This is a genomic window from Streptomyces sp. DG2A-72, assembly GCF_030499575.1.
Lineage (GTDB): Bacteria > Actinomycetota > Actinomycetes > Streptomycetales > Streptomycetaceae > Streptomyces.
On record NZ_JASTLC010000001.1, the window covers coordinates 4,547,126 to 4,569,960 of the forward strand.

The window sequence follows — 22,835 nt, forward strand, 5'->3', positions numbered from 1 at the left end:
GCTCCGCGAGGCCCAAACGGGTGACTCCGGTCGCATCAACTCACTGACCTGGGGTCATCCCGCACGTCTGTGCTGTTTGGGACGCGATCGTTTCTCGACGTACATCCGCTCGTCAGCGGACTTCAATACTTCGTCCGCCGTCATCCCGCAGTGTGCCCACCCGATACCGAAGCTGGCGCCGACGCGCATGGCGCGGCCGTCGACCCGGATCGGCTGGATGATCTCGGCGCGCAGCCGGGCCGCGAGGTCCGCCGCGTCGGCGCGCCCGAGCCCGTCGGCGAGGACCACGAACTCGTCACCGCCGAGCCGGGCCACCGTGTCGCCGTCGCGGACCCCGCGGGACAGTCGCCTGGCCACCTCGATGAGCACCGCGTCGCCCGCGTTGTGCCCGAACCGGTCGTTGATCGACTTGAAGCCGTCGAGGTCGCAGAAGAGGACCGCGAGTCCCTTGGTGCCGTCGTCGTGCTCGCCCTCGGGGGCGACGGTGTGCACGTGGTGGTCGTAGGCGTCGTAGACATCGATGCCGCCGCCCGGGCGGTAGTCGAAGCCGTGGCCGTTGGCGTCGTAGGCGGGATGGCCGTAGGCCGCGTCGACGGGTTCGAGGGCGCCGGGGTGGGTGGGGCGCTGGCAGAGGCGGGAGGCGAGCCGGGCACGCAGTTCGGCGGAGTTCGGCAGGCCGGTGAGGGAGTCGTGGGAGGCGCGGTGGGCGAGCTGGAGCTCGCGGCGCTTGCGTTCCTCGATGTCCTCGACGTGGGTGAGGAGGAAGCGGGGGCCGTCGGCGGCGTCGGCGACGACGGAGTTGCGGAGGGAGACCCAGACGTACGTCCCGTCGCGGCGTCCGAGCCTGAGTTCCGCCCGGCCGCCCTCCGCCGAGGTCCGCAGCAGCGTGCCTATGTCCTCGGGGTGGACGAGGTCGGAGAAGGAGTAGCGGCGCATCGCGGAGGCGGGGCGGCCCAGCAGACGGCACAGGGCGTCGTTGGTCCTGAGGATCCGGCCGTGCTGGTCGCCGCCCATCTCGGCTACGGCCATGCCGGAGGGGGCGTACTCGAAGGCCTGCCGGAAGCTTTCCTCACTCGCCCGCAGGGCCTGCTGCTCACGTTCGAGCCTGACCAGTGCCCGCTGCATATTCGCGCGTAGACGTGCGTTGCTGATGGCGATGGCGGCCTGAAACGCGTACACCTGCAGGGCCTCGCGGCCCCAGGCGCCGGGCCGGCGGCCGTTGCGCGGCCGGTCCACGGAGAGCACGCCGATCAGCTCGCCGCACGCGCCGCCCTGAATACCCGGCGTGTGCATGGGGGCGAAGAGCCGGTCCGACGGGTGCCACTCGTCCTCGAAGCGGGGCGCGGGCCCGTCGGTGTACCACTGCGGTACGTCGTCGTCATCGAGGACCCAGCCCTCGGTGTGCGGGATGAAGACCAGGTCGCCCCACTGCTCGCCCATGCTGAGGCGGCGATCCCAGGACTCGCGGGAGCCGACACGGCCGGTGATGAGCGCCTCGGCGGCGAGGTTGCCGGCGAACGCGGCGACGACGAGATCGCCGTCCGGCCGGACCAGGTTGACGCATGCCAGCTCATAGCCGAGGCCGGTCACGACGCCGTCGGCGACGCTCTGCAGCGTGTCCGCAAGGCTGCGTGCCGTGTTCATGTCCGCCATGACCTGGTGCAGCTGTCGCAGGGTCGCAAGACGGACGTACGGCTCCGACTCGGTCTCCATGCTCGCCCTCCCCCGAGACCTCGCAGCGAATCAAGGGTTCTCTTCGGCGGTTCTTGATCAGTGGTGCCCTTGCAGCTTCCCGCCACTGAATCACAGCGCGCTGCTCACTCGGTACACAGGGTCAACAATTAACAGCTCTTGTGACTCAAGTCACAGTGCAACATGAACAATTGAGCGGTGTTTCTGCGATTTTCCTGTGCGTTTACCGACCGCAAATTTCGCACCTCTGTGGAGATTGCGTCTCTGGTCGTTTGCGGTCCGTCCGCGGTCCTAGGACCCGGCTCGGGCTGACGCCCGATGTGCCCGCACCGGCCGGAGACTAGCGTTTCCGCGTGCTGAACACTTCCCCTGCCACCACCCCGCCCGTCCCCGTGCCCCGCGCCGGGCATGCTGAGGGGGTGAGCAACGACGAGTTCCGCGCAGCCATGTCCCGGCTGGCCGCGGGCGTGGTCCTGGTGACCGCACAGGAACCCCCGCTCGACCCGGACGACCCCATGTCGCCGAAGGTCGAGGACGTCGGCATGACCGCGACGGCCTTCATGTCGGTGTCCCTCGACCCGCCCCTGGTCCTGGTCAGCCTGCGCGACGGCTCCCGTATGGACGACCTGCTCGCCGAGCAGCCCCTGTGGGCGGTCTCGGTCCTCTCCGAGAGCCAGCGCCACATCGCCGGCCGCTTCGCCATGAAGGGCCGCATCAGCGACCGTCTGCTCTTCGAGGACATCCCCTACGTCCGCGGCGAGGCGACCGGCGCCCCCCTCGTGGGCGGCGCCCTCGCGACACTGGAGTGCCGTACCGAACAGCGGGTGCCCGCGGGCGACCACACGCTGGTGATCGGCCGGGTGCTGACGGCCGCCGTACCGAGCGCGGACGGCGGCCCGCTCGCGTATTTCCGGGGACGGTACCGGCAGTTGGGGTGACGTCACACATCCAGTCACACATCCAGGAGCGTGATGTCGAGGTCGGCGGCGCGGGCGGGGTCGGTCGTGATGTCGATCGCGATGATCCGGTCGTGTGCGACCGTGAAGCTGAGCGCCCGCACGGGGCGGCCGTCCACCAGGACGGCGATGCCGACGTTGCCGCCGATCAGGGCGGGGCGGGTGATCAGGGCGGGCTGTGCCAGGGCGGCCTGCGAGTAACGGGACGCCGAAGAAGCGACCGCCACGGCGCCCGAGGTCACGCCGGCCTCGGACCGCGCCACGACATCCGGGTCCAGGACCTCCACCAGCGCGTCGAAGTCGCCGTCCCGCGCGGCGGCCAGGAAGGCGTCGACGACCCGCCGCTGCCGTACCAGATCGGTGTCCGGGGCCTCGGCGCCCTGCACCCGCCGCCGGGCGCGACTGGCCAGCTGCCGGGCCGCGGTCGGCGTCCGCCCCACGATCGTGGCGACCTCGTCGAACGGCACCGCGAACAGATCGTGCAGCACGAACGCCAGCCGCTCGGCGGGCGACAGCGTCTCCAGTACGACCAGCAGCGCGACACCCACCGAGTCCGCGAGCAGCGCGTCCTGCTCCGGGTCCGGCGCCGTGTCCGTCGGCACGGGCGCGCCGGAGTCGAGGGGCTGTTCGGCGCGGGACTTCCGGGTGCGGAGCATGTCGAGGCAGACCCGGCCCACCACCGTCGTGAGCCAGCCCCCGAGATTGCCGACCTGACTGGTGTCCGACCGGCTCAGCCGCAGCCACGCCTCCTGCACCGCGTCCTCGGCCTCGGCCCGCGAGCCGAGCATGCGGTAGGCGACGGCACTGAGGTGACTTCGGTGCGACTCGAAGTGCTCGGCGAGGAACTCGGTGCTGTGCGGCGCGTCGGTCATGGTCGGGGTCCCCTCGTACGGATCGCGGTCGGTCGACACGAACATGACGGATGGGGTGGGGGAAACGTGACAGGGGAGCCGGTGTTCTCACGCCGACCGGCTCAGGACCGGCCATGCGGCCGACGGCTCAGGACCGGCCATGCGGCCGACGGCTCAGGACCGGCCATGCGGCCGACCGCCTCAGGACCAGTCCCGCCCCGACCGCCCCCGCTTCGTGTCCGACCGCGCCTTCTTCTCCCGCAGCCGCCGCTCGTTGATCCCGCGTGGGATGCGCGTCGGCCGCCGCGGCTTGGGCGGCGGCGCGGTGGCCTCGGCCAGAAGGGCGGCAAGGCGTACGGCGGCGGTCTCGCGGTTGCGCCACTGGGACCGGTGCTCGGAGGACCGTACGGTGATGACCCCGTCGACGAGCCGGGCGGCCAGCCGCTCCAGGGCCCGCCGCTTCCACACCTCGGGCAGGGCCTCGGTCTTCGCCAGGTCGAAGCGCAACTCCACCTGCGAGTCACTGGTGTTGACGTGCTGACCGCCCGGACCCGAGGACCGCGAGAAACGCCACATCAGCTCGGCCTCGGGAAGCGAGACGGAGCCGCGAATGGGATAGGGACCGGACATGGCTCCATGGTCGCCGCTCTGTCCGGTCCACGTCACCCCAATATCCAGAGCGTCCCGGCCATCCCGGGTAAAGAAAGTAAAGCCACCTGGAACCTCGCGTTCGCTCCCGGCGTTCATAGGGGTAGCTGTAGCGTTCTTGCCGTACGTAAACGAGGGAAGGGACTCCCAACAATGGCTGTAAGCCTGTCCAAGGGTGGCAACGTCTCGCTCACCAAGGAGGCTCCGGGCCTGACCGCCGTCACCGTGGGCCTCGGCTGGGACGTCCGCACCACCACCGGCACGGACTTCGACCTCGACGCCTCGGCGATCGCGGTCAACCCGCAGGGCAAGGTGTACTCCAACGCCCACTTCATCTTCTTCAACAACAAGCAGACGCCGGACAACACCATCGTCCACACCGGCGACAACCGCACGGGCGAGGGCGAGGGCGACGACGAGGCGATCAAGGTCAACCTGGCCGGCCTCCCGGCCGACGTCGAAAAGATCGTCTTCCCGGTGTCCATCTACGACGCCGAGAACCGCACGCAGAACTTCGGCCAGGTGCGCAACGCCTACATCCGCATCCTCAACGAGGCCGGCGGCGCCGAGATCGCCCGCTACGACCTCTCGGAGGACGCGGCCACCGAGACGGCCATGGTCTTCGGCGAGCTCTACCGCAACGGCGCGGAGTGGAAGTTCCGCGCAGTCGGCCAGGGCTACGCCTCGGGCCTGGTCGGCATCGCCCAGGACTTCGGCGTGAACGTCTGACGGACACGTCGGCTCACCAAGCCCCCGGCCTTTCGAGGCCGGGGGCTCCGTCGTAGGCGCGTGCGGCAGCCCTCAGCTGACCTCGTCGAGGACCTCGCGCAGCTTGCGCGCGAAGGCCTCGGGCTGCCCGGCATAGCCGAACTCGCCACCGAGGAAGCCGCCGTGGTGACTGGGGAACACCGTCGCCTGCTGACCGAGCAGCTCGGCCGTCGCCACCGAGGTGCGCTACTCACGGCGCAGGAGCGACTGAGAGGCGCTGCCGGCAGTGGCGGTAGAGCTGCCAGGCCATGTAGGACATGACCGGGACCACGACGGTGGGCACGAGCCACCAGGGCAGGCCCAGCCACAGGCTGAGGAAGCCCGCGCCGGTGCAGAGGACGCCCAGGGTGATGAGCAGCCACTTGCCGAACGGGCGCCAGGTGAAGGGTTCGTGGTCGCGGGGCCGGGCCAGCCGTACCGCACCGAATCCGAGCGCCACGGCCGCCAGGAGGCCTGCGAACGTGCCGATGGCGGCTGTCATCTGGGCCTCGTCGCGGGGCGCGTCGGCGGTGTTCTGCCGGGCGTCTCCCTTGGTGATCGTCATGATGTCGCCGCGCCAGACGGTACCGGTGATCCGTTCGCCCGGCCGAAGCCGCTCCAGCACCGGCCCTGGATCACCGAAGGCCACGACGTGGTTCCAGAAGGGAGCGGCGTACAGGGTCGCGTTGTAGGAGACACCCTTTCCGCGGCTGTCGACCTCCGCGTCTTTCACGGTGAAGGAGACCGTACGCAGACAGTCCTCCGCCCGCTGCGTCGCCGCCCGGTCAGGGCACTGCTCGGCCGCCACGTAGTCCCGGTGGCGCCCGACGTCGGAGGGCAGCCAGACGGCGAAGGCGAGGTAGCAGAACAACGCCGGGATCAGCGAGGCGGCGACCAGCGCCCCGCCCATGCCCGTCCCGTTGATCGTGTCCGTACGCGTTGTTGTCACGAGGCCAAAGCTTCTATGGCCGGAAGGCGGAAGGCAACGGGCTCAGTGAGCAACCCAGTGCACTTTTCCTTTCCGTGTTCCGGCAATCACCGCCGCAGCTCACCCCACCCGCGGGAACTTCGCCTGCAAGGTCCAGATCGCCGGATTCTCCGCCAGGTCGTCGTGCAGATCACACAGGTCGGCGATCAGATCCTGGAGGAAGTCCCGTGCCTCGCGCCGCAGCTCGGCGTGGGAGAAGCTCAGCGGTGGCTCCTCCGCCGGCATCCAGTCGGCCTCGATGTCCACCCACCCGAAGCGGCGCTCGAAGAACAGCCGGTCGGTGGACTCGGTGAAGTCGAGTTCCGCCCGCTGGGGGCGGGAGGCCCGGGAGCCGGCCGGATCCCGGTCGATCCGCTCGACGATGTCGCACAGCGCCCACGCGAAGTCCAGCACCGGCACCCATCCCCAGGCTGTGGACAACTCCCGGTCCGCCTTGGTGTCGGCGAGATAGACGTCCCCGCAGAACAGATCGTGCCGCAGCGCCCGGACGTCCGCGCGCCGGTAGTCGGTCTGGGGCGGATCGGGGAAACGGGTGGAAAGGGCGTAGCCGATGTCGAGCACGTACGCGATGGTGTCACGGCCCGCCTAGGATCACGGACGTGTCCCGATCCGCACCCGTTGTCCCGGCCTGCGCACTTGCCCTGCTCACCCTCGCGTCGACCGCGTGCGGCGGCGGAGTCGTCGGCACCCCCGGCGGCTCGGGCCTCGGCGACCCGTACTTCCCGAAGGCGGGCAACGACGGCTACGACGTCACGCACTACGGCCTGACCCTCGACTACGTCCCCGAGACGGAGCACCTCACCGGCACCGCCGAGATCACGGCGACGGCCACCCAGGACCTCTCCGCCCTCAACCTCGATTTCGAGGGCCTGGACGTCGAATCCGTCACCGTGGACACCGAGCGCGCCCGCTGGAACCGCACCGGCCAGGAACTGACCGTCCGCCCGCCCCACGACCTGGACGACCAAGACACCTTCCGCATCACCGTCCGCTACTCCGGCACCCCCGAGACGATCACCGACCCGGACGGCTCGGAGGAGGGCTGGCTGCCCACCGAGGACGGTGCCCTGGCCCTCGGCGAACCGACGGGCTCCATGGCCTGGTTTCCCGGCAATCACCACCCGTCCGACAAGGCGGCGTACGACATCGAAGTGACCGTGCCGAAAGGGCTGCACGCCGTCTCCAACGGGGAGCTGACCAACGAGACGACCAGGGACGGCCGTACGACCTTCACCTGGCACTCCGCCGAGCCCATGCCGAGCCACGCCGCCACGCTCGCCGTCGGCCGCTACGACATCAGCCGCACCACCGTCGCGGACGACCTGCCGGCGTACACGGCCGTGGACCCCCGCCAGACCAAGGCGAGCCGGGAGGTGCTGGGGCGGCTCCCCGAGATCATGGAGTGGGCCGAGGACAACTTCGGCCCGTACCCCTTCTCCTCCACCGGGGCGATCATCGAGCGTGAGGACGACACCGACTACGCCCTGGAGACCCAGAACCGGCCCGTCTTCCCCGGCGCCCCCGACACGGAACTCCTCGTCCACGAACTCGCCCACCAGTGGTACGGCGACTCCGTCTCCCCGAAGACCTGGCGGGACATGTGGCTCAACGAGGGCTTCGCGACCTACGCGGAGTGGCTGTGGCAGGAGGACCACGACGGCGAATCCGCCCAGGAGATCTTCGACCAGCTCTACGCCGGCGACTACTACGACGACCCCGAGGACAACGAGGCGATCTGGGCCTTCCCGCCCGGCAAGCCGACCGACGCCGCGCACATCTCCGACCCCCCTGTCTACGTACGCGGCGCGATGGTCCTCCACAAGATCCGGGAGACGGTCGGCGACGACACGTTCTACGAGATCATCCAGGGCTGGGCCGCCACCCACCGCCACGGCAACGCGGACACCGACGACTTCACGGCATACGTCGAGCGGCAGGCCCCGGATCAGGACTTCACGCCGGTCTGGGAGGAGTGGCTGTACGGCGAGGGCAGGCCGGACCAGCCCTGACGTCATACGATGTGAATCTCCAGTAAACAGTGACAAAAAGGTGCGGAGGGGTGCTGCACGTGCGATCCATTTGGAACGGCGCCATCTCGTTCGGCCTGGTCAGCATCCCGATCAAGCTGGTGAACGCCACCGAGAGCCACTCGATCTCCTTCCGCCAGATCCATACGGAGGACGGCGGCCGTATCCGCTACCGCAAGGTCTGCGAACTGGAGGACCGCGAGGTCACGCAGGGGGAGATCGGCAAGGCGTACGAGGACGCGGACGGCTCGCTCATCCCGATCACCGATGAGGACCTGTCCCACCTTCCGCTCCCCACCGCCAAGACGATCGAGATCGTGGCGTTCGTGCCGAACGACCGGATCGACCCGCTCCAGATGGACGCCGCGTACTACCTCGCGGCGAGCGGCGCCCCGGCCGCCAAGCCGTACACGCTGCTGCGCGAGGCACTCAAACGGAGCAACAAGGTCGCCATCGCGAAATTCGCCCTGCGCGGGCGGGAGCGGCTGGGCATGCTGCGGGTGGTCGGCGACGCGATCGCCATGCACGGGCTGCTGTGGCCGGACGAGGTCCGCGCCCCCGAGGGCGTCGCCCCGGACACCGGAGTCACGGTCCGCGACAAGGAGCTGGACCTCGCGGACGCCCTGATGGACACCCTCGGCGAGGTCGAGCTGGAGGATCTGCACGACGAATACCGCGAGGCCGTCGAGGAGGTCATCGCCGCGAAGGCCGCCGGCGAGGCGCCGCCCGAGGCCCCCGAGCCCGCGAAGGGCGGCAAGGTCCTGGACCTGATGGCCGCCCTGGAGAAGAGCGTCCGGGAGGCGAAGGAGTCCCGCGGCGAAGCGGCGGAAGAGGAACCCGCCGAGGTCAAACGCCTCCCGGCCCGCAAGACCGCCCGCGCCGCTCCCAAGCAGCCGGCCGGCAAGAAGTCGACGGCGGCCAAGAAGACGGCCGCGAAGAAGACAGCATCCGCGAAGAAGACGACGGCCAAGTCGGCGCAGGGCACGAAGAAGTCGACGGCCGCGAAGAGTACGGCGAAGAAGACGCAGGCCAAGAAGACGACGCCCCGCAAGCGGACGGCCTGAGCCGAGCGGACCGGCCCTACAGCTCCTTGCGCAACACCGTGGACGCCAACTGACGTCCTGCCGCCTCATTCCCCGAAGGGAATTGTCCGCCCCTTCCCCCGGTCGAAGGATGTGGTGCGGAGCGCAGCGCCCCAGCCTGCGGTGAACCCGACACCAAGGAGCCACCCCGTGATCGACATCGACGCACAGGACCTCGCCCAGCGTTACGTCGCCCAGTGGACGGAGCCCGATGCCTCGGTCCGCCGCACGGCCATCGAGCGGCTCTGGGCCGAGGACGGCACCCACGTCCTTCAGCCGCCCGAGGAGATGAGGGAGACGGCGGCGGCGCTCGGCTTCGACCACACGGCGCTGGAGGCCCAGGGACACGACGCCATCGAGATCCGCGTGGCGCGCAGCTATGAACGGTTCGTCGAGAAGGAGGGTTTCACCTTCCGGTCGCGCGGTGACGCCGTGCGTCTGCACGGCGTGGTCAAGTTCGGCTGGGACGCGGTGTCCGTCGCCACCGGTGACGTGCTGGGCGGCGGTATCGACATCCTCGTCCTCGATGCCGGCGGCCGGATCCAGACCGACTACCAGTTCCCGGACGCCTGATCCGAACCCGTCGGCGCGTCCGTTCGCCCGGCGGCCACCGCAAGCGCCTGTGCCGTTGCGGCGTCCGCCGGCAGGAACGCCTCCAGCTTCAGCTCCGAGAGCGTCACGTCGACCGCGGTGGCGAAGGTCGTCACCGTCGTCATCAGGTGCAGCTCTCCGTACGGCGACGACAGCCGGAGCGGGACCGCGAAACCGAGCTGCCCGTCGGACGGCTCCAGTTCGGGGACATACCCGGCGAGTTCGTCGCGCAGCTCCGGCAGGTGGTCCAGTCGTACGAGGATGTGGCGGGCCCATTCGGCGAGGTTGCGGATGCGGGGCGCGACCCCGTCCGGATGGAGCGCGAGGCGGTACATGTTCCGGCCCGGACCGACCAGCTCCGGGTCCGCCCCCTCGGTGATCACATCGAAGGCGCTGTTCGCGGCGACCAGATCACCTCGCCGGTCGACGACCAGCGCCGGATAGGGCAGGTGCCCACGCAGGATGTGGTCGATCGCCGCGCGGACGGGCTCCAGCTCGGGGGCGTCGAGGCCACGCTCGGGATAGACGGGCGCGTACCCGGCGGCCAGCAGCAGCTCGTTGCGCTCCCGCAGCGGCAGTTCCAGCGACTCGGCGAGCCGCACCACCATGGCCCGGCCCGGCACGGATCTGCCGGACTCGATGAAGCTGACATGCCGCTGCGTGGTGCCCGCACGCAGCGCCAGATCCAGCTGGCTCAGGTGCCGACGGGCCCGGCGGTCGCGGAGGACGCGGGGGAAGTCCGGGGGATCGGACGAGATCGTCCCCATTCCGTCACCCCTCCACCCGGATTCCCAACTCCCCCGCCAACACCCCTGCCAGATCCAGCAGTTGCCCCGAGCTGATCACCGCCCCCGACAGCCGGCCGATCCCCCGTGCGATGCCCAGTTCCGCCGCTTCCCTCAGGTCGACGTCCATCAGCGTCACCGAGGTGAAGTCGGCTTCCTTGAGGACGCAGCCGGGGAACTCCACGCGTTCCAGGCGGGCGCCGCCGAAGTCCGGTTCGACCAGGACGCAGTTCTCGAAGACGACGTCTCTGACGCGGGCGGCGCGCAGGTTCAGGTAGTCGATCTTGCCGCCGCGGATGACGACGCGTTCCAGGACGGCGCCGTGCAGTTGGGTTCCGCCGAGCCGGGCGTCCAGTACTTCGACATCGCGCAGGGTCGCCTCCGCGAGGTTCGTGCCGACGCCGCGCGGGGCGGTGAGGACCGAGTCGAGGAAGCGGGCGTGGTGCAGCCGTGTCTCGTCCAGCGCGCAGCCCGTCAGCGCGCAGTCCATGAAACGGGCGCCCCCGCCGTCCTGCCCGGCGAGGTCGGACTCCCGGAACTCCAGCCCGTCGTAATCCCCGTCCGGCTCCAACTCCCCGTCCCCGAACGGCTCCAGCGCCGGCAACCGCACCTCCGGCCGCCGCGCCCCCTTCACGGCCTCAGCCTTCTTCGCCACGCCCTGCCTCCCGTCACTCCCGCACCACACCGCCCGTACCGCCCGTACCGCCCCCATACTGCACCCCACCACCGACAATCCCCCTGACCTGCTAAAACCCCACCCCAGCAGCGTGCCATGTCACATTCCGTGCCCCTCCGACCGTCGTACTCCCAGAAAGGCACGCAGCACCCGCACACCCGCACGCAAAAGGCGACCCAACCAGAGGGAGACCCCCAGCCATGCACCGCATCACCGTCATCGGCGGCGGCTTCGCCGGACTCACCGCGGCCATCACCGCCGCGGAGGCGGGCGCCAAGGTCACCATGTACGAAGCGCATCACACCCTCGGCGGGCGGGCGCGGACCGCGGAGGGGCCGTACCGGACGAACGAAGGCCCGCACGCCCTCTACAGCGGCGGCCCGCACTGGGCCTGGCTCCGGCAGCGCGACCTGATCGGGCCGCTCGCCCCGATCCCGCCCCTGGAGGCGGCCCGGCTGCGGCTGAAGCACCACGGCGTGCTGCGCCGCACGCCACCCTTCGCGATGCTCAAGCTGCTCCGCCGCAGCGCCCAACAGGCGCCCGTCGACGTCGACTTCATGACGTGGGCCGAGCGGGAGGCGGGTGAGGAGGGGGCCCGCGCCGCCGCGCACTACTCCGCCGTCGCGCTCTTCCATCACGACCCCGGCAGCCTGTCCGCGGCCTTCGTGCAGGAGCGGCTGCGGCGTGCCACGAAGCTGCCTCCGGAGGCGCACTATCCGCGCGGCGGCTGGGCCACGCTCATCGACCGGATGGCCGCCCGCGCCTGGAACCTCGGTGTCCGGATGGAGACCCTGTCCCGCGTCGACACCCTGCCGACCGACACGCCCGTCGTCGTCGCCACCTCCCTCGACGCCGCTCGCCACCTGCTCAAGGACGACTCCCTGACGTGGACGAGCGGGCGTACGGCCCTCATCGACCTCGCGGTGCGTACCCGGCGCGGGGATGCCTTCGCCGTCTCCGACCTCGACTCCCCCGGCTGGCTGGAGCGGTTCACCGCGCAGGACCGTTCGCTTGCACCGGCCGGTGAGCAGCTCATCCAGGGGCAGATCCCGATCGCCCCGCACGAGTCCCGGGCCGACGGCATCGCCCGTGCCGAGCGGCTGCTCGACATGGCCTTCGAGGGCTGGCGCGAGCGCGTCACCTGGCGCCGGGAGGCCGTGGCGAACGGCCGTACGGGCGCCGTCGACCTGCCCGGCACCAGCTGGCGCGACCGGCCGGCCGTCTACCGCGGTGCCGGCGTCTATCTCGCGGGCGACCAGGTCGCCGCGCCGGGCGTGCTGTCCAAGGTCTCCTTCAACAGCGCGCTCACCGCGGTGTCGCTGGCCCTCGGCCGCCACAACACCCTTGACCTCAAGCAAGCTTGAGGTTGAAGAGTGGGCGCCATACCGAGCGATCGAATCGCCGTACCGAGCGATCACACGAGGAGCGCGCCATGCACGCCATCCGCCTGCACACCTTCGGCCCGGCCGAGAACCTCACCCACGAAGAGGTCGCGGACCCGCGGCCGGGCCCGGGTCAGGTCCGTATCGCCGTGGAAGCGGCCGGAGTCCACCTCCTCGACACCGCCCTGCGCGAGGGCATGCAGGGCCCCCTGCCCGGACCCCCGGCCCTCCCCACCATTCCCGGCCGCGAGGTCGCCGGTGTCGTCGAGTCCCTCGGTGAGGGTGTCGCCCGGCTGTGGCTCGGCAAGCGCGTGGTCGCCCACCTCGGCTTCGCGCCCGGCGGTTACGCCGAACTGGCCGTCACCGACGTCGACCGCGTCCACGAGATCCCCGAGCGCCTGGACTTCGCGCAGGCCGTCGCCATGATCGGCACGGGCCGTACGACGATGGGGATCCTGCAGTTCACCGAGCTGGGCCCCGACTCGGTGGCCGTGGTCCCGGCGGCGGCCGGCGGCATCGGCACCCTGCTCGTGCAGTACGCCCGGAACGCCGGCGCCACCGTGATCGGCCTCGCGGGCGGCCCGGAGAAGGTCGCGCGCGTGCAGGCGAACGGCGCCGATCTCGCCGTCGACTACCAGGACCCCGCCTGGCCGGACAAGGTCCGCGCCTTCCTGGGCGGACGGGGAGCCACCGTCGTCTTCGACGGGGTCGGCGGCGACGTCGCCCGCGCGGCCGTCGATCTGCTCGGGCCCGGCGGGCAGCACATCGTCTTCGGCTGGTCCGGCGAGGGACTCCACGACGGCAGCCCGTACGTCGTCGAAGGCGTGACCGAGCAGGTCCTCGGGCCCGTGATGATGCAGAAGGCGGGCGGCCCCAACCCCGTACGCACCCTCGAACTGCGCGCCCTCGCCGAGGCCGCCGAAGGCCGCCTCATCCCGGCCGTACAGCGCTTCTCGCTCGCCGAGGCCGCCGCCGCGCACCGCGCGCTGGAGAACCGCGGAACCACCGGAAAGGTCGTACTGGAGCCATGAACAGGAAGACCGGCCACTAAGATCCTGAAGATCCTAAAGATGCAATACGATCCGATTCATGGTCTTCTGGCCCGGTGAGTGTCACCCGGACAGGTGAACCCACGGGCGCCGACCCCCGCCGCTGGTGGGGCCTGGTGGTCATCGCCCTCGCTCATTCGGCGCTCGTGCGTTGCAGGGCGTCTTCGCCGCCGTACTCGCCCCGTCCGCGCTCTCCCTGCTCACCACCACCTTCACCGACCCGAAGGAGCGGGCGAAGGCCTTCGGGATCTACGGCGCTCTCGCGGGCAGCGGTTCGGCGATCGGCTTCATCGTCGGCGGGCTGCTCACCGAGTACCTGGACTGGCGCTGGTGTCTTTACGTCAACGTGCCCATCGCCGTCGCCGCCGTCTTCGGCGCGCTCGCCCTGCTGCACGACCGGCCCGGCCACGCGGGCGCCCGCCTCGACGTGCCCGGTGTGCTGCTGGGCTGCGGCGGCCTGGTCGCGATCGTCTACGGCTTCAGCGAGGCCGAGCCGCGGGGCTGGACGGACGGTCTGGTGCTGGGCCTGTTCGCGGCAGGTGTCGTACTCCTGGCCGCCTTCGTGTGGTGGCAGAACCGGGCGCCCGTGCCGCTGCTGCCGCTGCACATCATCAAGGACCGCGACCGCGCGGGCTGCTTCCTGACCATGGCGCTCGCCGTCATCGGCATGTTCGGCCTGTTCCTGTTCATGACTTACTACCTCCAAGCCGTCCTCGGCTACTCGCCCGTCAGGACCGGCCTCGCCTTCCTGCCGCTGACCGCTGCGATCATCGTCGGCTCCACTCAGATCTCGGCCCGGCTGCTGGACCACGTACCGCCACGCATGCTGATGGCCCCCGGCATGGTGCTGGCGGCGGGCGGCATGGTGATCCTCACGCAGATGACGGTGGATTCCTCGTACACCACCGAGATCCTGCCCGCACTGCTCCTGATGGGCCTCGGCATGGGCCTGACCTTCATGCCGGTGTTCGCCACGGCGACGGCGGGCATCGCCCCGCAGGACTCCGGCGTCACCTCGGCGACCGTCAACACCTCGCAGCAGGTGGGCGGTTCGATCGGTACGGCGCTGCTGAACACGATCGCGACGACGAGCAGCGCGGCCTATGTCACCGCCCACCTCACCGACCCCTCCCAGCGGGACCTGGTGGTACGGGAGGGCGTCGTCCACGGCTACACAGTCGCCATCTGGTGGGCCGCCGGCATCATGCTGCTGGCAGGCCTGGTCGCGGCCTTGATGGTGACGGCGAAGGCCCCGAAACACGGCGCCACGACGCAGGCGCCGGTACCGGAATCGGTGGCCTGAGGACGCGGGGAGGGACCCCAACGAACCACGGAGCCCCTCCCCGCCCCGCTCACCGCCAGCTGCGTGCAGCCGAAGCCGCGCGCCCGCGGGCAGCCGAAGCCGCGCAGCCTGCGGGCATTCGTGCCGCAGAGGCGGCGCCCACCCGACAGGCGGCAGGACGGCTCCGCCAAGCTGCGGGCATGCGTGCCGCCTGGGGCGGCACGGGTGGGCGCAGGCGGCGCCCCGTCAGCGCCGGGCTGCGCGACCCACCCCGCCCCCGCCCCCACGCGCTCCGCTGGAGGTGCCGGGATGCGTCGTCGGTCGTCTGCGGCACCATCGTGGCTGGTCGCGCCCGCGCGGCGGAGCCGCATATCGATACAGCCCCGCGCCCCTTCGGGGCCCTCACCGCCCGGCAATCCGGTCAGCGAACCGCGCCAGCCGCGACGTCTCCCCACTCCGCATCGCCGCCTCCCGCCGATCCGCGCCCGATACGTGGCGTACATGCCCTGCACCCCCAGCCAACGCAGCGGCTCCGGCTCCCACTTGCGCACCCTGTGCCCGACCCACGGCAGATCGGTGAGCTCGGTCCGCCCGCCCTGCCCGGAGTCCTGCTGCACCAGATCCCGCAGGGTCCGCGCGGCGAGATTCGCGGTGGCGACGCCCGAGCCGACGTAACCGCCCGCCCAGCCGATCCCCGTCGACCGGTCCAGCGTGACGCCGGCGCACCAGTCGCGCGGCACGCCCAGCACCCCCGACCAGGCATGCTCGATCCGCACTCCGGCGAGCGACGGGAAGAACCGCACGAGGACCTCCCGCAGCGCCTCGATGGTCGCCTCCTGCGTCCGCCCGTCGTTGTCGGTCCGCGATCCGAACCGGTACGGCACTCCACGCCCGCCCAGCACGATCCGCCCGTCGGCGGTGCGCTGCGCGTACATGTAGGCGTGCGCCATGTCGCCCAGCGTCTCGCGCCCGTCCCAGCCGACCGACTCCCACTGCTGGTCGGTGAGCGGCGCGGTCGCGATCATCGACGAATTCATCGGCAGCCAGGTCCGCTTCTGGCCCTTGAGTCCGGCCGTGAACCCCTCGGTGCAGCGCAGCACATACGGCGCCCGGACGGTCCCGTACGGCGTCACCGCGTGCTTCGGCCGGATCTCCGTCACCGGCGTCCGCTCGTACACACTCACCCCGAGCGACTCGACCGCCGCCGCCAGCCCCTTCACCAGCTTGACCGGATGCACCCGCGCCCCATGGGGCGTCCAGCTCGACCCGACGGCATCCATCACCCGGATCCGCTCGGCGGTCTCGCGGGCACCGTACAGCTCGCGGTCCTTCTCGCCGTACGACGACTCGCGCTCGTGGAATGCCTTCAGCCGCGCCAACTGGGCTGGCCCGAGGGCGACTTCGAGGACCCCGCCGCGGTGGATGTCCGCGTCGATCCCTTCCGCCGCGGCGACCTCGACGACCTCGCTCACGGTGTCGTTCATGGCCCGCTGCAGTCGTACGGCGGCCTCGTGGCCGTGCAGCTTCGCGTACCGGTCGCGCCCCGCGATGCCGTTGTACAGCCACCCGCCGTTCCGCCCCGAGGCCCCGTACCCGCAGAACTTCTGCTCCAGGACGGTGATACGGAGGAACGGCGCCGCCTTCTTCAAGTAGTACGCCGTCCACAGTCCCGTATAACCGCCGCCGACGATCACGACATCCGCCGACGCGTCACCGACGAGCGGCTCCCGCACCGCCGGGAGCCCGTCGTCCGCGTACCAGAAGGAGACACCGCCGTTTGTGGCACCGCTTGCCGAGCTGCTCATGGCGAGGACATTAATTCGCGTGAGCCGATTCCCCCACGCCAGTACGGTCACAAGGTGATCGACATTCCGCAGGAGCTCGCCGCATCACAGCAGATGTACAACGGGGAAGCGGGCCGCGCCTTCATCGCCGGACTCCCGGACCTGACGGCCGGCTTCCTGAACCGCTGGCAACTGACGGTCGACGGACGGCCGATGCACGGAGTCGCCGCCCTGGTCGTGCCCGTCGTCCGCGCGGACGGCACGGCAGCCGTCCTGAAACTGCAACTCCTCGACGAGGAGAGCGAGGGCGAACCGGTCGCGCTGCGCATATGGGACGGCGAAGGGGCGGTACGGCTCCTCGACCACGATCCGGCCACCGGCACGATGCTCCTCGAACGCCTCGACGAGACCCGCATGCTGTCGCACCTCGGCGACACCCGCGAGGCCGTGCTGATCATCGCCCGTCTGCTGGCCCACCTGACGTCCGTCCCGGCACCGCACGGCATGCGCCGGCTCGGCGACATCGCCCAGGCCATGCTGGACCAGACCCCCTGGGCGCTCCAGCGGATCCCCGACCCGGAGGCCCGCCACCTGGTCGCCGACTGCGCGTCCGCCGTACGCGAGGTCGTGAACGAACCCGGCGACCGCCTCCTCCACTGGGACCTGCACGACGAGAACGTCCTCGCCTCCGACCGCGCACCCTGGCTCGCCATCGACCCCAAACCACTGTCCGGCGACCCCGGATTCGAACTGTGGCCCGCCCTCGACAACCGCTTCGACGCCGACGAGATCGTCTGGCGCTTCGACGCGATGACGGACGTCCTCGGCCTGGACCGGGCACGCGCGCGTGCCTGGACGCTGGGCAGGCTGCTCCAGAACACCCTCTGGGACATCGAGGACGAACGCCCGCTGGAGGCACGGCAGTTGGAAATCGCCAGACGCCTGAGGAACCACCCTGGCTAACCTCGCCCCATGATTCGCCCCGCCGCCCACGCCCACATCGCCGCCGACGACACGACCGGCGAACCGGTCGGCGGGACCTCTACGTCCGCCCCACTGCCCGCGGCGCCGGCCACGGCAAGGCCATACTCACCGAACTGGCCCGCCTGTACGTGACCCGCGGCTAGGCCGCCTGGAGTGGTCCGTCCGGCTGACGGACGAGGCCCTGACGAGGCTGGGCACCGCCTGAGCGGGACTGGTGAAGTCCGGTGCGGTACAGCGCCCCGTAAGGGGCGCGGGGAACTGCGCGACCAGCCCCCACCGGCCCGCAGCCGCAATCCGCAAACCGCGCTTCCCGCGGAGCGCTCAGCCGAGCCCTCCGATCGCGGCGATCCCCACCCCGACCGTACGCCTCAGCTCCCGTGCATCCGCCCCGGCCCGCGAGCGCAGATTGACCCCGTACGCCAGCAGCGCCAGCAGATCGGCCGCGGCGTCGAGGTCCGTGCCGGGGCCGAGTTCGCCGCGGGCGCGGGCCTGGCCGAGGGCGGAGTGCATCGCGTCCCGCAGCTGCCGGTGGTGCCGTTCGAGGAGGTCGAGGACTTCCGGGTCGCCGTTCTCGGCACCGGCGTGCGCATTGGCGACCATGCAGCCCCAGCGCGCGTACTCGCCCGAACAACGGACCTGGATCAGCCCGTCGAAGAAGTCGGACACGGCCGCCAGCCCTCGCCCGTCCTCGGCGAGGTGGCGGAACGCCGGCCGGGAGTGGGTGTCGACGTACCGGCGCAGCGCGGCCCGGTAGAGATCCTGCTTGCCGCCGAAAGTGGCGTACAGGCTGGAGCGGTTGAGCCCGGTCGCCGCCACGACGTCCTGGATACCGGTCGAGGCCACGCCCTGCCGCCAGAACAGCCGGACCACCGTCTCCAGGGCCGTGTCCGGGTCGAAGTGCTTGATGTCCGGCATGGTTCCTCCGCCATCTTGAACTGACGGTTCCAAGATACGCCGTCAGGGACTATCTTGAAACGGACGTTCCAAGATGCCGTACGAGACCCCTCATCCGGAAGGAACCCGATGACGCTCGACGCCGAACTCCGCGCCCTCTTCGACAACCGCCACACGCGTATCCCCGCCGAAGCCCTGGAGATCATGGACCGCAGGAGCCGCGAACTGGCCGAATCCGGCCAGGCGGACCGCGCCCTGACCGCGGGCGACCGAGCCCCCGCCTTCCGCCTCCCCACCGCAACGGGCGGGACGGTCGCCCTGACCGACCTCCTTGCCGACGGCCCGGTGGTCCTGACCTTCTACCGCGGCGCCTGGTGCCCGTACTGCAACCTCGCCCTGCGAGCCCTCCAGCACATCCACTCCGACATCACCGCACACGGCGCCCAGCTGGTCGCCGTCTCCCCGCAGATCCCCGACGAGTCCCTCTCCCTCACCGAGAAGCACGGCCTCGCCTTCCACGTCCTCAGCGACCTCGGCTCCGACGTCGCCAAGCAGTACGGCCTCGCCTTCGACCTCCCCGACGACCTCGCCACCCTCTACGACAGCTTCGGCTTCGACCTCCAGCGCGTGAACGCGGGCCACGCCCGCACCCTCCCGCTCCCCGCGACGTACGTCATCGACCGGGCCGGCACGATCCGCTGGGCGTTCGTGAACACGGATTACGAGAAGCGGGCGGAGCCGCAGGACATCCTGGGGGCGCTTTCCCGTTACGCAGCGTCCTGAAGCGGCTACGCGTCAGGAACCTCGTGGCTCGGAGAAACGCGCTCTGTGTACAGTGGTGCCGCCTTCGCGTGCGGCACCACTGTACGCGCTGCCTCCTTAGCTCAGATGGCCAGAGCGGGTCACTTGTAATGATCAGGTCGTCGGTTCGAGTCCGACAGGGGGCTCCAACAGCATGGGTAACCCGCCGCGAGGCCCGTGAGCTCGTAGTTTCGGCTACGGTCGAGGTCCCGCGGCGGGGCCGCAAGGGCGGTGAGCCTCGGTGAGGGCCGCCGAGGAGCCCCGCAAGGACGGTTCTCGCGCGGCTGACCTTGAGACGTGGGTGCGGCGTGGCTGTGCCTTGGTCGTGGCGTCGGTGGCCGCGTACGCCTCCTATGTTCACCAGAGGGACTTTGCCCTTCAGGGCGGGACGGACGCGACGAGCGCCGCATTGTGGCCCCTGTCGGTCGATGGGCTTCTGCTCTTGGCGACGGTCGGCCTTCTGAAGCCCGCCGAGCATGCCGGCCGTCGGGCACGCTCCGTGGTGTGGATGGCGTTTCTGCTCGGCATCGGAGTGTCGCTTGCGGCAAATGTCGCTGCGGCTCCCGACCTCGCTTGGAAGCCGGTGCTCGTCGCGGGGTGGCCGCCGGTCGCCCTCCTCTTCTCGGTGGAACTTCTCGCGCATCGGTCCGGAGACCGAGAGCGAACTGAGACGGGACGCGAGAACAGGCCTCCCGTCTCGTCCCGAAGTCATGGCCGAGCGCACCGGAAGCCAAGCGAGACGGGCTCGCTGCACCACAGCGAGACTCTCGGAGCGGGCGCGAGAGCGAGACCAGCGACTCTCGCTCTTCCTCAGTCACGCCACCCAAGGCTGGGCAGAACGCTGAGGAGGTCATGTGGAAGCACTTCCAGCAACAGCGGGCCGTCGGCCGAACGCCGACAGGCGCGGAGCTGGACCGAGTGGCTGGCACCAACAACTACGGTCGAGCTGTCCTCGCGCGCTGGCGGCGAGCAGGCCGCATCCCTGCCGCGCCAGAGGAGGCATCGACAAACCGGTTCGTCACCCTGAGTAAGGACGGGCCGGGCGGTTGATGGAACGCGGAACATCGCGTTCGGGGTTTATCCCTGAATGCCTGATGCGAGCAACGTAGAGGACCTCGGTGATCGCGCCGGGGTCCTCTTTGCACAGCCCGGGGATGGTGAGGGCATGCGGCGCTGGCCCCGGCCACGCCCAAGTCATCGGAAGGGATCGGTCGCCCATGCCAACCCACGGCGAGTCAGAACTTGATGACGGCCTCCCAAGGGGCGGCGGGGCGCGGAGCACAACGCCATCGGATCGGCGTCCGCCGAGCGCGGGCCGACCGGCTACAACAACTGCCCCGACGGCATCGAGCGGGAGGACACGGGGCCACTTCCTCGTGACGCGGGCAGTCCGGTGGGCTGGCCGTGACCGGGATGCGCGTCACGTGGTGTGGCATGACGCTGGATGCATGAAGGCCACGTGGTCCGGGATGATCCGGTTCGGGTTGGTCGGCGCGCCGGTCAGGCTGTACGCCGCCACGGAGGAGCATCCCGTGAGCCTTCACGAGATCCATGTCGCCGATGGAAGCCGCGTCGAGCATCGCCGCTTCTGTAAGGCCGAGAACCGGGAGATCCCGTACGAACAAGTCGGCAGGGGCTTCGCCCTGGGCGACGGGCGTATGGTGCCGCTCACCGAGGAAGACTTGACCCGTCTGCCTTTGCCCACGCAGCGGACGGTCGACGTGCTCGGTTTCGTGCCCTTCGAGGATATCGATCCGATCAGTTACGGGCGGCCGTACTACGCAGCTCCCGACCCGGGCGCAGACCGCCCGTACGCGCTCCTCGTCGAGGTGCTCGCCCGCACCGGCTACGTTGCCGTCTCCAAGGTCGCCCTCTGCGGCCGGGAGCGCCTGGCGCTGCTCCGTCCCCGCCACGGCGTTCTCGTCCTCCAGACACTCCTGTGGCAGGACGAGCTGCGCGATCCCGGAGACCTCGCACCCTCCACTCCGGTCACCGACCGGGAGCTGGAGCTGGCCGAGGTGCTGATCCGGGAACTCGCCGGCATCGATGTCGCCGAGGTGCATGACGAGTACGCCCACGCCCTTGAGCAGCTAGTGGATGCGAAGATCACCGGCGGTGAGCTCGCCGAGCCAGCGGAGGCCTCCCCGGCGCTGGACCTGATGGCGGCGCTGGAGGAGAGCCGTCCGGGCTGCCGAGCGGTCGCACGGACGCCCGTCAGCCCGGCCTCGGCCATAGTCCTCGTGGGCGTACAGAGCCCCGGCCGCCGTGCCAGCGGTCTGACCCGGCGTGAGCCGCTTCGTGATGCGCGGCTCTCCCCACCGGAAGCCCCCCGTACCAGCCGGGAGACGGTTTCACGAGCTGTCAGAAGCGCCCTAGTCTTGGCCTGCCGGTGGCCGAGGAGAGTGAGGCGCGGTGTCGAATCGCGGTGAGGTGCGGGGGCAGGACATCACCCCGGTGGCCTGGAAGAGGGTGGACGAGGAGCTGCGGGCCAACGACGTCGCTGTGATCGCGCTGGCTGACGGGCGGCGGGTGCTCGCTTCGGGCGGCGACGACGGCGCCGCCCACGTGTGGGACGCCCGCGACGGCGGCATCGTGCGCAGCGTGCTCGGGCACAGCGAGTGGGTGTTGTCGGTGGCGTTGACGCAGCTTCCGAGCGGGGCTGTCCTCCTGGCCACCGGCGGGAAGGACGGCCTCGCCCGGATCTGGGGCGCGAAGACGGGCTCCGCGCTACGGACGGTGACCGGGCACGGCCGCGCGGTCAACTCGGTCGCCTGGGCAAGCCCGCCAGGCCGGGAGCCGTGGCTGGTCACCGGGAGCGACGATGCGACCGTGCGGGTCTGGGACGCGAACAGCGGGGCGGCAGAGCGCGTCTTCCCGGCTGGGACGGCGGGCGTGGATCTGGTCTGGTCCGTCGCAACGGCCCTCTCGCCCGCCGGCGAGGTGCACCTCACCGCAGCCACTGACGACAGCGAGGCGACCACCGTGCACATCTGGAACGCCACGACGGGCACGAAGACACACGCCCTGGTCGTCGAACGCGACGGCCTCGGCTCGGCCGAGTCGCAGGTCGCGGTAGCGACCCTGCCGGACGGGTCGTTGCGCGTCGCCGCCATCGTCGGGGCGGCCGTGCGCCTCTGGGACGGCCGCACCGGCCAGGTGATGCGCACCCTGTCCGCGGCCGAGGGCAGCAAGGGGGACGTGGCCGTGGCCGTGGCGCCGGACGGGCGGCTGATCATCGCTGCCACCCGTGGCGAGCAGACCCGGATCTGGGACGCCGACACTGGCATCCTGCACGCCACGCTCGTCCACGGCGGCGGGTACACCGGCGCCATGGACATGGTCGCGCTGCCCGATGGGGCGCTGCTGCTGGCGACCGCACGCGAGGCAGATGCGCCAGCCCGCCTGTGGCGCGTCGACCTGTCCTGATCGCGCCGAGGACCTGTCCGGCAAACGGTCGGCGACTTCGCACCGGCGCCTGCGCGCCAGGAACACCGGGGCGGGGACACCGCCGTGGGAGACCTCCCAGCCCGCCGCCCACCAGGCCAGGCTGTCCCGGCGAACAACTCCGCGGTCGCCTCGTCCATCCGGTCGACGGCGCGGACATCGACCACGCGGC

20 protein-coding genes, 1 tRNA gene and 4 pseudogenes are annotated in these 22,835 nt (G+C 70.7%); 15 read left to right on the plus strand and 10 right to left on the minus strand.

Annotation, left to right across the window (positions count from 1 at the left end; translation table 11 throughout):
• Window positions 1-54 precede the first annotated feature (54 nt).
• Window positions 55-1,713 (minus strand): diguanylate cyclase CdgB, encoded by a 1,659-nt coding sequence (cdgB, locus tag QQY66_RS21415; protein WP_301981965.1) that lies wholly within the window; start codon window positions 1,711-1,713, stop codon window positions 55-57.
• A gap of 335 nt (window positions 1,714-2,048) precedes the next feature.
• Between cdgB and QQY66_RS21420 the strand changes: the two genes are divergently transcribed.
• Complete coding sequence (locus QQY66_RS21420) at window positions 2,049-2,630, plus strand: flavin reductase family protein (protein WP_301987439.1); 582 nt, start codon at window positions 2,049-2,051, stop codon at window positions 2,628-2,630.
• A 14-nt stretch (window positions 2,631-2,644) separates the two neighbouring features.
• Here the strand turns inward: QQY66_RS21420 and QQY66_RS21425 are convergent, their stop codons facing one another.
• Complete coding sequence (locus tag QQY66_RS21425) at window positions 2,645-3,520, minus strand: sigma-70 family RNA polymerase sigma factor (RefSeq protein WP_301987440.1); 876 nt, start codon at window positions 3,518-3,520, stop codon at window positions 2,645-2,647.
• A gap of 180 nt (window positions 3,521-3,700) precedes the next feature.
• On the minus strand, window positions 3,701-4,129 hold the full coding sequence (gene arfB, locus QQY66_RS21430; protein WP_301981966.1) for an alternative ribosome rescue aminoacyl-tRNA hydrolase ArfB: 429 nt from the start codon (window positions 4,127-4,129) through the stop codon (window positions 3,701-3,703).
• A 171-nt stretch (window positions 4,130-4,300) separates the two neighbouring features.
• On the opposite strand from arfB, the gene QQY66_RS21435 reads away from it, so the two are divergent.
• Window positions 4,301-4,876 carry a TerD family protein gene (locus QQY66_RS21435; protein WP_301981967.1) on the plus strand — a complete coding sequence of 192 codons (576 nt, stop codon included), beginning with the start codon at window positions 4,301-4,303 and terminating at the stop codon, window positions 4,874-4,876.
• Window positions 4,877-4,948: 72 nt separating this feature from the next.
• Here QQY66_RS21435 and QQY66_RS21440 read toward each other — a convergent pair.
• From QQY66_RS21440 to QQY66_RS21450, 3 genes and pseudogenes are all read right to left on the minus strand, one after another.
• Window positions 4,949-5,128: pseudogene (locus tag QQY66_RS21440) on the minus strand (hypothetical protein); the annotation flags it as partial.
• On the minus strand, window positions 5,106-5,843 hold the full coding sequence (locus QQY66_RS21445; RefSeq protein WP_301981968.1) for a hypothetical protein: 738 nt from the start codon (window positions 5,841-5,843) through the stop codon (window positions 5,106-5,108). The gene QQY66_RS21445 and the pseudogene QQY66_RS21440, both read right to left, overlap by 23 nt.
• A gap of 99 nt (window positions 5,844-5,942) precedes the next feature.
• A complete protein-coding gene (locus tag QQY66_RS21450; RefSeq protein WP_301981969.1) occupies window positions 5,943-6,443 on the minus strand; it encodes a hypothetical protein in 501 nt (166 codons plus the stop codon).
• Between the two features lie 38 nt (window positions 6,444-6,481).
• On the opposite strand from QQY66_RS21450, the gene QQY66_RS21455 reads away from it, so the two are divergent.
• The 3 genes from QQY66_RS21455 (at window position 6,482) to QQY66_RS21465 (ending at window position 9,564) form a co-directional block, all read left to right on the plus strand.
• Window positions 6,482-7,891: a M1 family metallopeptidase gene (locus QQY66_RS21455; RefSeq protein ID WP_301981970.1), complete on the plus strand. Its 1,410-nt coding sequence runs from the start codon at window positions 6,482-6,484 to the stop codon at window positions 7,889-7,891.
• Window positions 7,892-7,941: 50 nt separating this feature from the next.
• On the plus strand, window positions 7,942-8,973 hold the full coding sequence (locus tag QQY66_RS21460) for a Ku protein (RefSeq protein ID WP_301981971.1): 1,032 nt from the start codon (window positions 7,942-7,944) through the stop codon (window positions 8,971-8,973).
• Between the two features lie 168 nt (window positions 8,974-9,141).
• Complete coding sequence (locus QQY66_RS21465) at window positions 9,142-9,564, plus strand: hypothetical protein (protein WP_301981972.1); 423 nt, start codon at window positions 9,142-9,144, stop codon at window positions 9,562-9,564.
• Here QQY66_RS21465 and QQY66_RS21470 read toward each other — a convergent pair.
• Window positions 9,543-10,349: a helix-turn-helix domain-containing protein gene (locus QQY66_RS21470; protein WP_301981973.1), complete on the minus strand. Its 807-nt coding sequence runs from the start codon at window positions 10,347-10,349 to the stop codon at window positions 9,543-9,545. The two genes, QQY66_RS21465 and QQY66_RS21470, sit on opposite strands and share 22 nt — an antisense overlap.
• A gap of 4 nt (window positions 10,350-10,353) precedes the next feature.
• Entirely contained in the window at window positions 10,354-11,001 is a 648-nt protein-coding gene (locus tag QQY66_RS21475; RefSeq protein WP_301987441.1) for a pentapeptide repeat-containing protein, read from the minus strand.
• Window positions 11,002-11,243: 242 nt separating this feature from the next.
• Between QQY66_RS21475 and QQY66_RS21480 the strand changes: the two genes are divergently transcribed.
• The 3 genes and pseudogenes from QQY66_RS21480 to QQY66_RS21490 all read left to right on the plus strand — a co-directional run.
• On the plus strand, window positions 11,244-12,407 hold the full coding sequence (locus QQY66_RS21480; protein ID WP_301981974.1) for an FAD-dependent oxidoreductase: 1,164 nt from the start codon (window positions 11,244-11,246) through the stop codon (window positions 12,405-12,407).
• A 68-nt stretch (window positions 12,408-12,475) separates the two neighbouring features.
• Window positions 12,476-13,456 (plus strand): zinc-binding dehydrogenase, encoded by a 981-nt coding sequence (locus QQY66_RS21485; protein ID WP_301981975.1) that lies wholly within the window; start codon window positions 12,476-12,478, stop codon window positions 13,454-13,456.
• Between the two features lie 150 nt (window positions 13,457-13,606).
• Window positions 13,607-14,777, plus strand: a pseudogene (locus QQY66_RS21490) (MFS transporter); the annotation flags it as partial.
• Between the two features lie 381 nt (window positions 14,778-15,158).
• Here the strand turns inward: QQY66_RS21490 and QQY66_RS21495 are convergent.
• A pseudogene (locus tag QQY66_RS21495) lies at window positions 15,159-16,561 on the minus strand (NAD(P)/FAD-dependent oxidoreductase).
• 54 nt (window positions 16,562-16,615) lie between these two features.
• Between QQY66_RS21495 and QQY66_RS21500 the strand changes: the two are divergent.
• Both QQY66_RS21500 and QQY66_RS21505 read left to right on the plus strand, forming a co-directional pair.
• The gene (locus QQY66_RS21500; RefSeq protein WP_301981976.1) at window positions 16,616-17,503 is read left to right on the plus strand and encodes an aminoglycoside phosphotransferase family protein; all 888 of its coding nucleotides are present in this window, start codon (window positions 16,616-16,618) and stop codon (window positions 17,501-17,503) included.
• A gap of 18 nt (window positions 17,504-17,521) precedes the next feature.
• Window positions 17,522-17,687: pseudogene (locus QQY66_RS21505) on the plus strand (GNAT family N-acetyltransferase); the annotation flags it as partial.
• 158 nt (window positions 17,688-17,845) lie between these two features.
• On the opposite strand, the gene QQY66_RS21510 reads toward QQY66_RS21505, so the two are convergent.
• The gene (locus QQY66_RS21510; RefSeq protein ID WP_301981977.1) at window positions 17,846-18,439 is read right to left on the minus strand and encodes a TetR/AcrR family transcriptional regulator; all 594 of its coding nucleotides are present in this window, start codon (window positions 18,437-18,439) and stop codon (window positions 17,846-17,848) included.
• Between the two features lie 108 nt (window positions 18,440-18,547).
• On the opposite strand from QQY66_RS21510, the gene QQY66_RS21515 reads away from it, so the two are divergent.
• From QQY66_RS21515 to QQY66_RS21535, 5 genes are all read left to right on the plus strand, one after another.
• Window positions 18,548-19,201: a peroxiredoxin-like family protein gene (locus tag QQY66_RS21515; RefSeq protein ID WP_301981979.1), complete on the plus strand. Its 654-nt coding sequence runs from the start codon at window positions 18,548-18,550 to the stop codon at window positions 19,199-19,201.
• Between the two features lie 90 nt (window positions 19,202-19,291).
• A tRNA-Thr gene (locus tag QQY66_RS21520) sits at window positions 19,292-19,368 on the plus strand.
• Window positions 19,369-19,544: 176 nt separating this feature from the next.
• Entirely contained in the window at window positions 19,545-20,246 is a 702-nt protein-coding gene (locus QQY66_RS21525; RefSeq protein ID WP_301987442.1) for a DUF2637 domain-containing protein, read from the plus strand.
• A 421-nt stretch (window positions 20,247-20,667) separates the two neighbouring features.
• Window positions 20,668-21,648: a Ku protein gene (locus QQY66_RS21530; protein WP_301981980.1), complete on the plus strand. Its 981-nt coding sequence runs from the start codon at window positions 20,668-20,670 to the stop codon at window positions 21,646-21,648.
• The gene (locus tag QQY66_RS21535; RefSeq protein ID WP_301981981.1) at window positions 21,632-22,645 is read left to right on the plus strand and encodes a WD40 repeat domain-containing protein; all 1,014 of its coding nucleotides are present in this window, start codon (window positions 21,632-21,634) and stop codon (window positions 22,643-22,645) included. The genes QQY66_RS21530 and QQY66_RS21535 overlap by 17 nt, the downstream gene beginning before the upstream one ends.
• The last annotated feature ends 190 nt before the right edge of the window (window positions 22,646-22,835 follow it).

Bases quoted from the DNA above. Each gene is read 5' to 3' on its own strand.
- QQY66_RS21435 (WP_301981967.1), top strand. From the start codon at position 4,301: ATGGCTGTAAGCCTGTCCAAGGGTGGCAACGTCTCGCTCACCAAGGAG.
- QQY66_RS21530 (WP_301981980.1), top strand. From the start codon at position 20,668: ATGAAGGCCACGTGGTCCGGGATGATCCGGTTCGGGTTGGTCGGCGCG.
- QQY66_RS21485 (WP_301981975.1), top strand. From the start codon at position 12,476: ATGCACGCCATCCGCCTGCACACCTTCGGCCCGGCCGAGAACCTCACC.
- QQY66_RS21510 (WP_301981977.1), bottom strand. From the start codon at position 18,439: ATGCCGGACATCAAGCACTTCGACCCGGACACGGCCCTGGAGACGGTG.
- QQY66_RS21470 (WP_301981973.1), bottom strand. From the start codon at position 10,349: ATGGGGACGATCTCGTCCGATCCCCCGGACTTCCCCCGCGTCCTCCGC.
- QQY66_RS21480 (WP_301981974.1), top strand. From the start codon at position 11,244: ATGCACCGCATCACCGTCATCGGCGGCGGCTTCGCCGGACTCACCGCG.
- QQY66_RS21425 (WP_301987440.1), bottom strand. From the start codon at position 3,520: ATGACCGACGCGCCGCACAGCACCGAGTTCCTCGCCGAGCACTTCGAG.
- QQY66_RS21515 (WP_301981979.1), top strand. From the start codon at position 18,548: ATGACGCTCGACGCCGAACTCCGCGCCCTCTTCGACAACCGCCACACG.
- cdgB (WP_301981965.1), bottom strand. From the start codon at position 1,713: ATGGAGACCGAGTCGGAGCCGTACGTCCGTCTTGCGACCCTGCGACAG.
- arfB (WP_301981966.1), bottom strand. From the start codon at position 4,129: ATGTCCGGTCCCTATCCCATTCGCGGCTCCGTCTCGCTTCCCGAGGCC.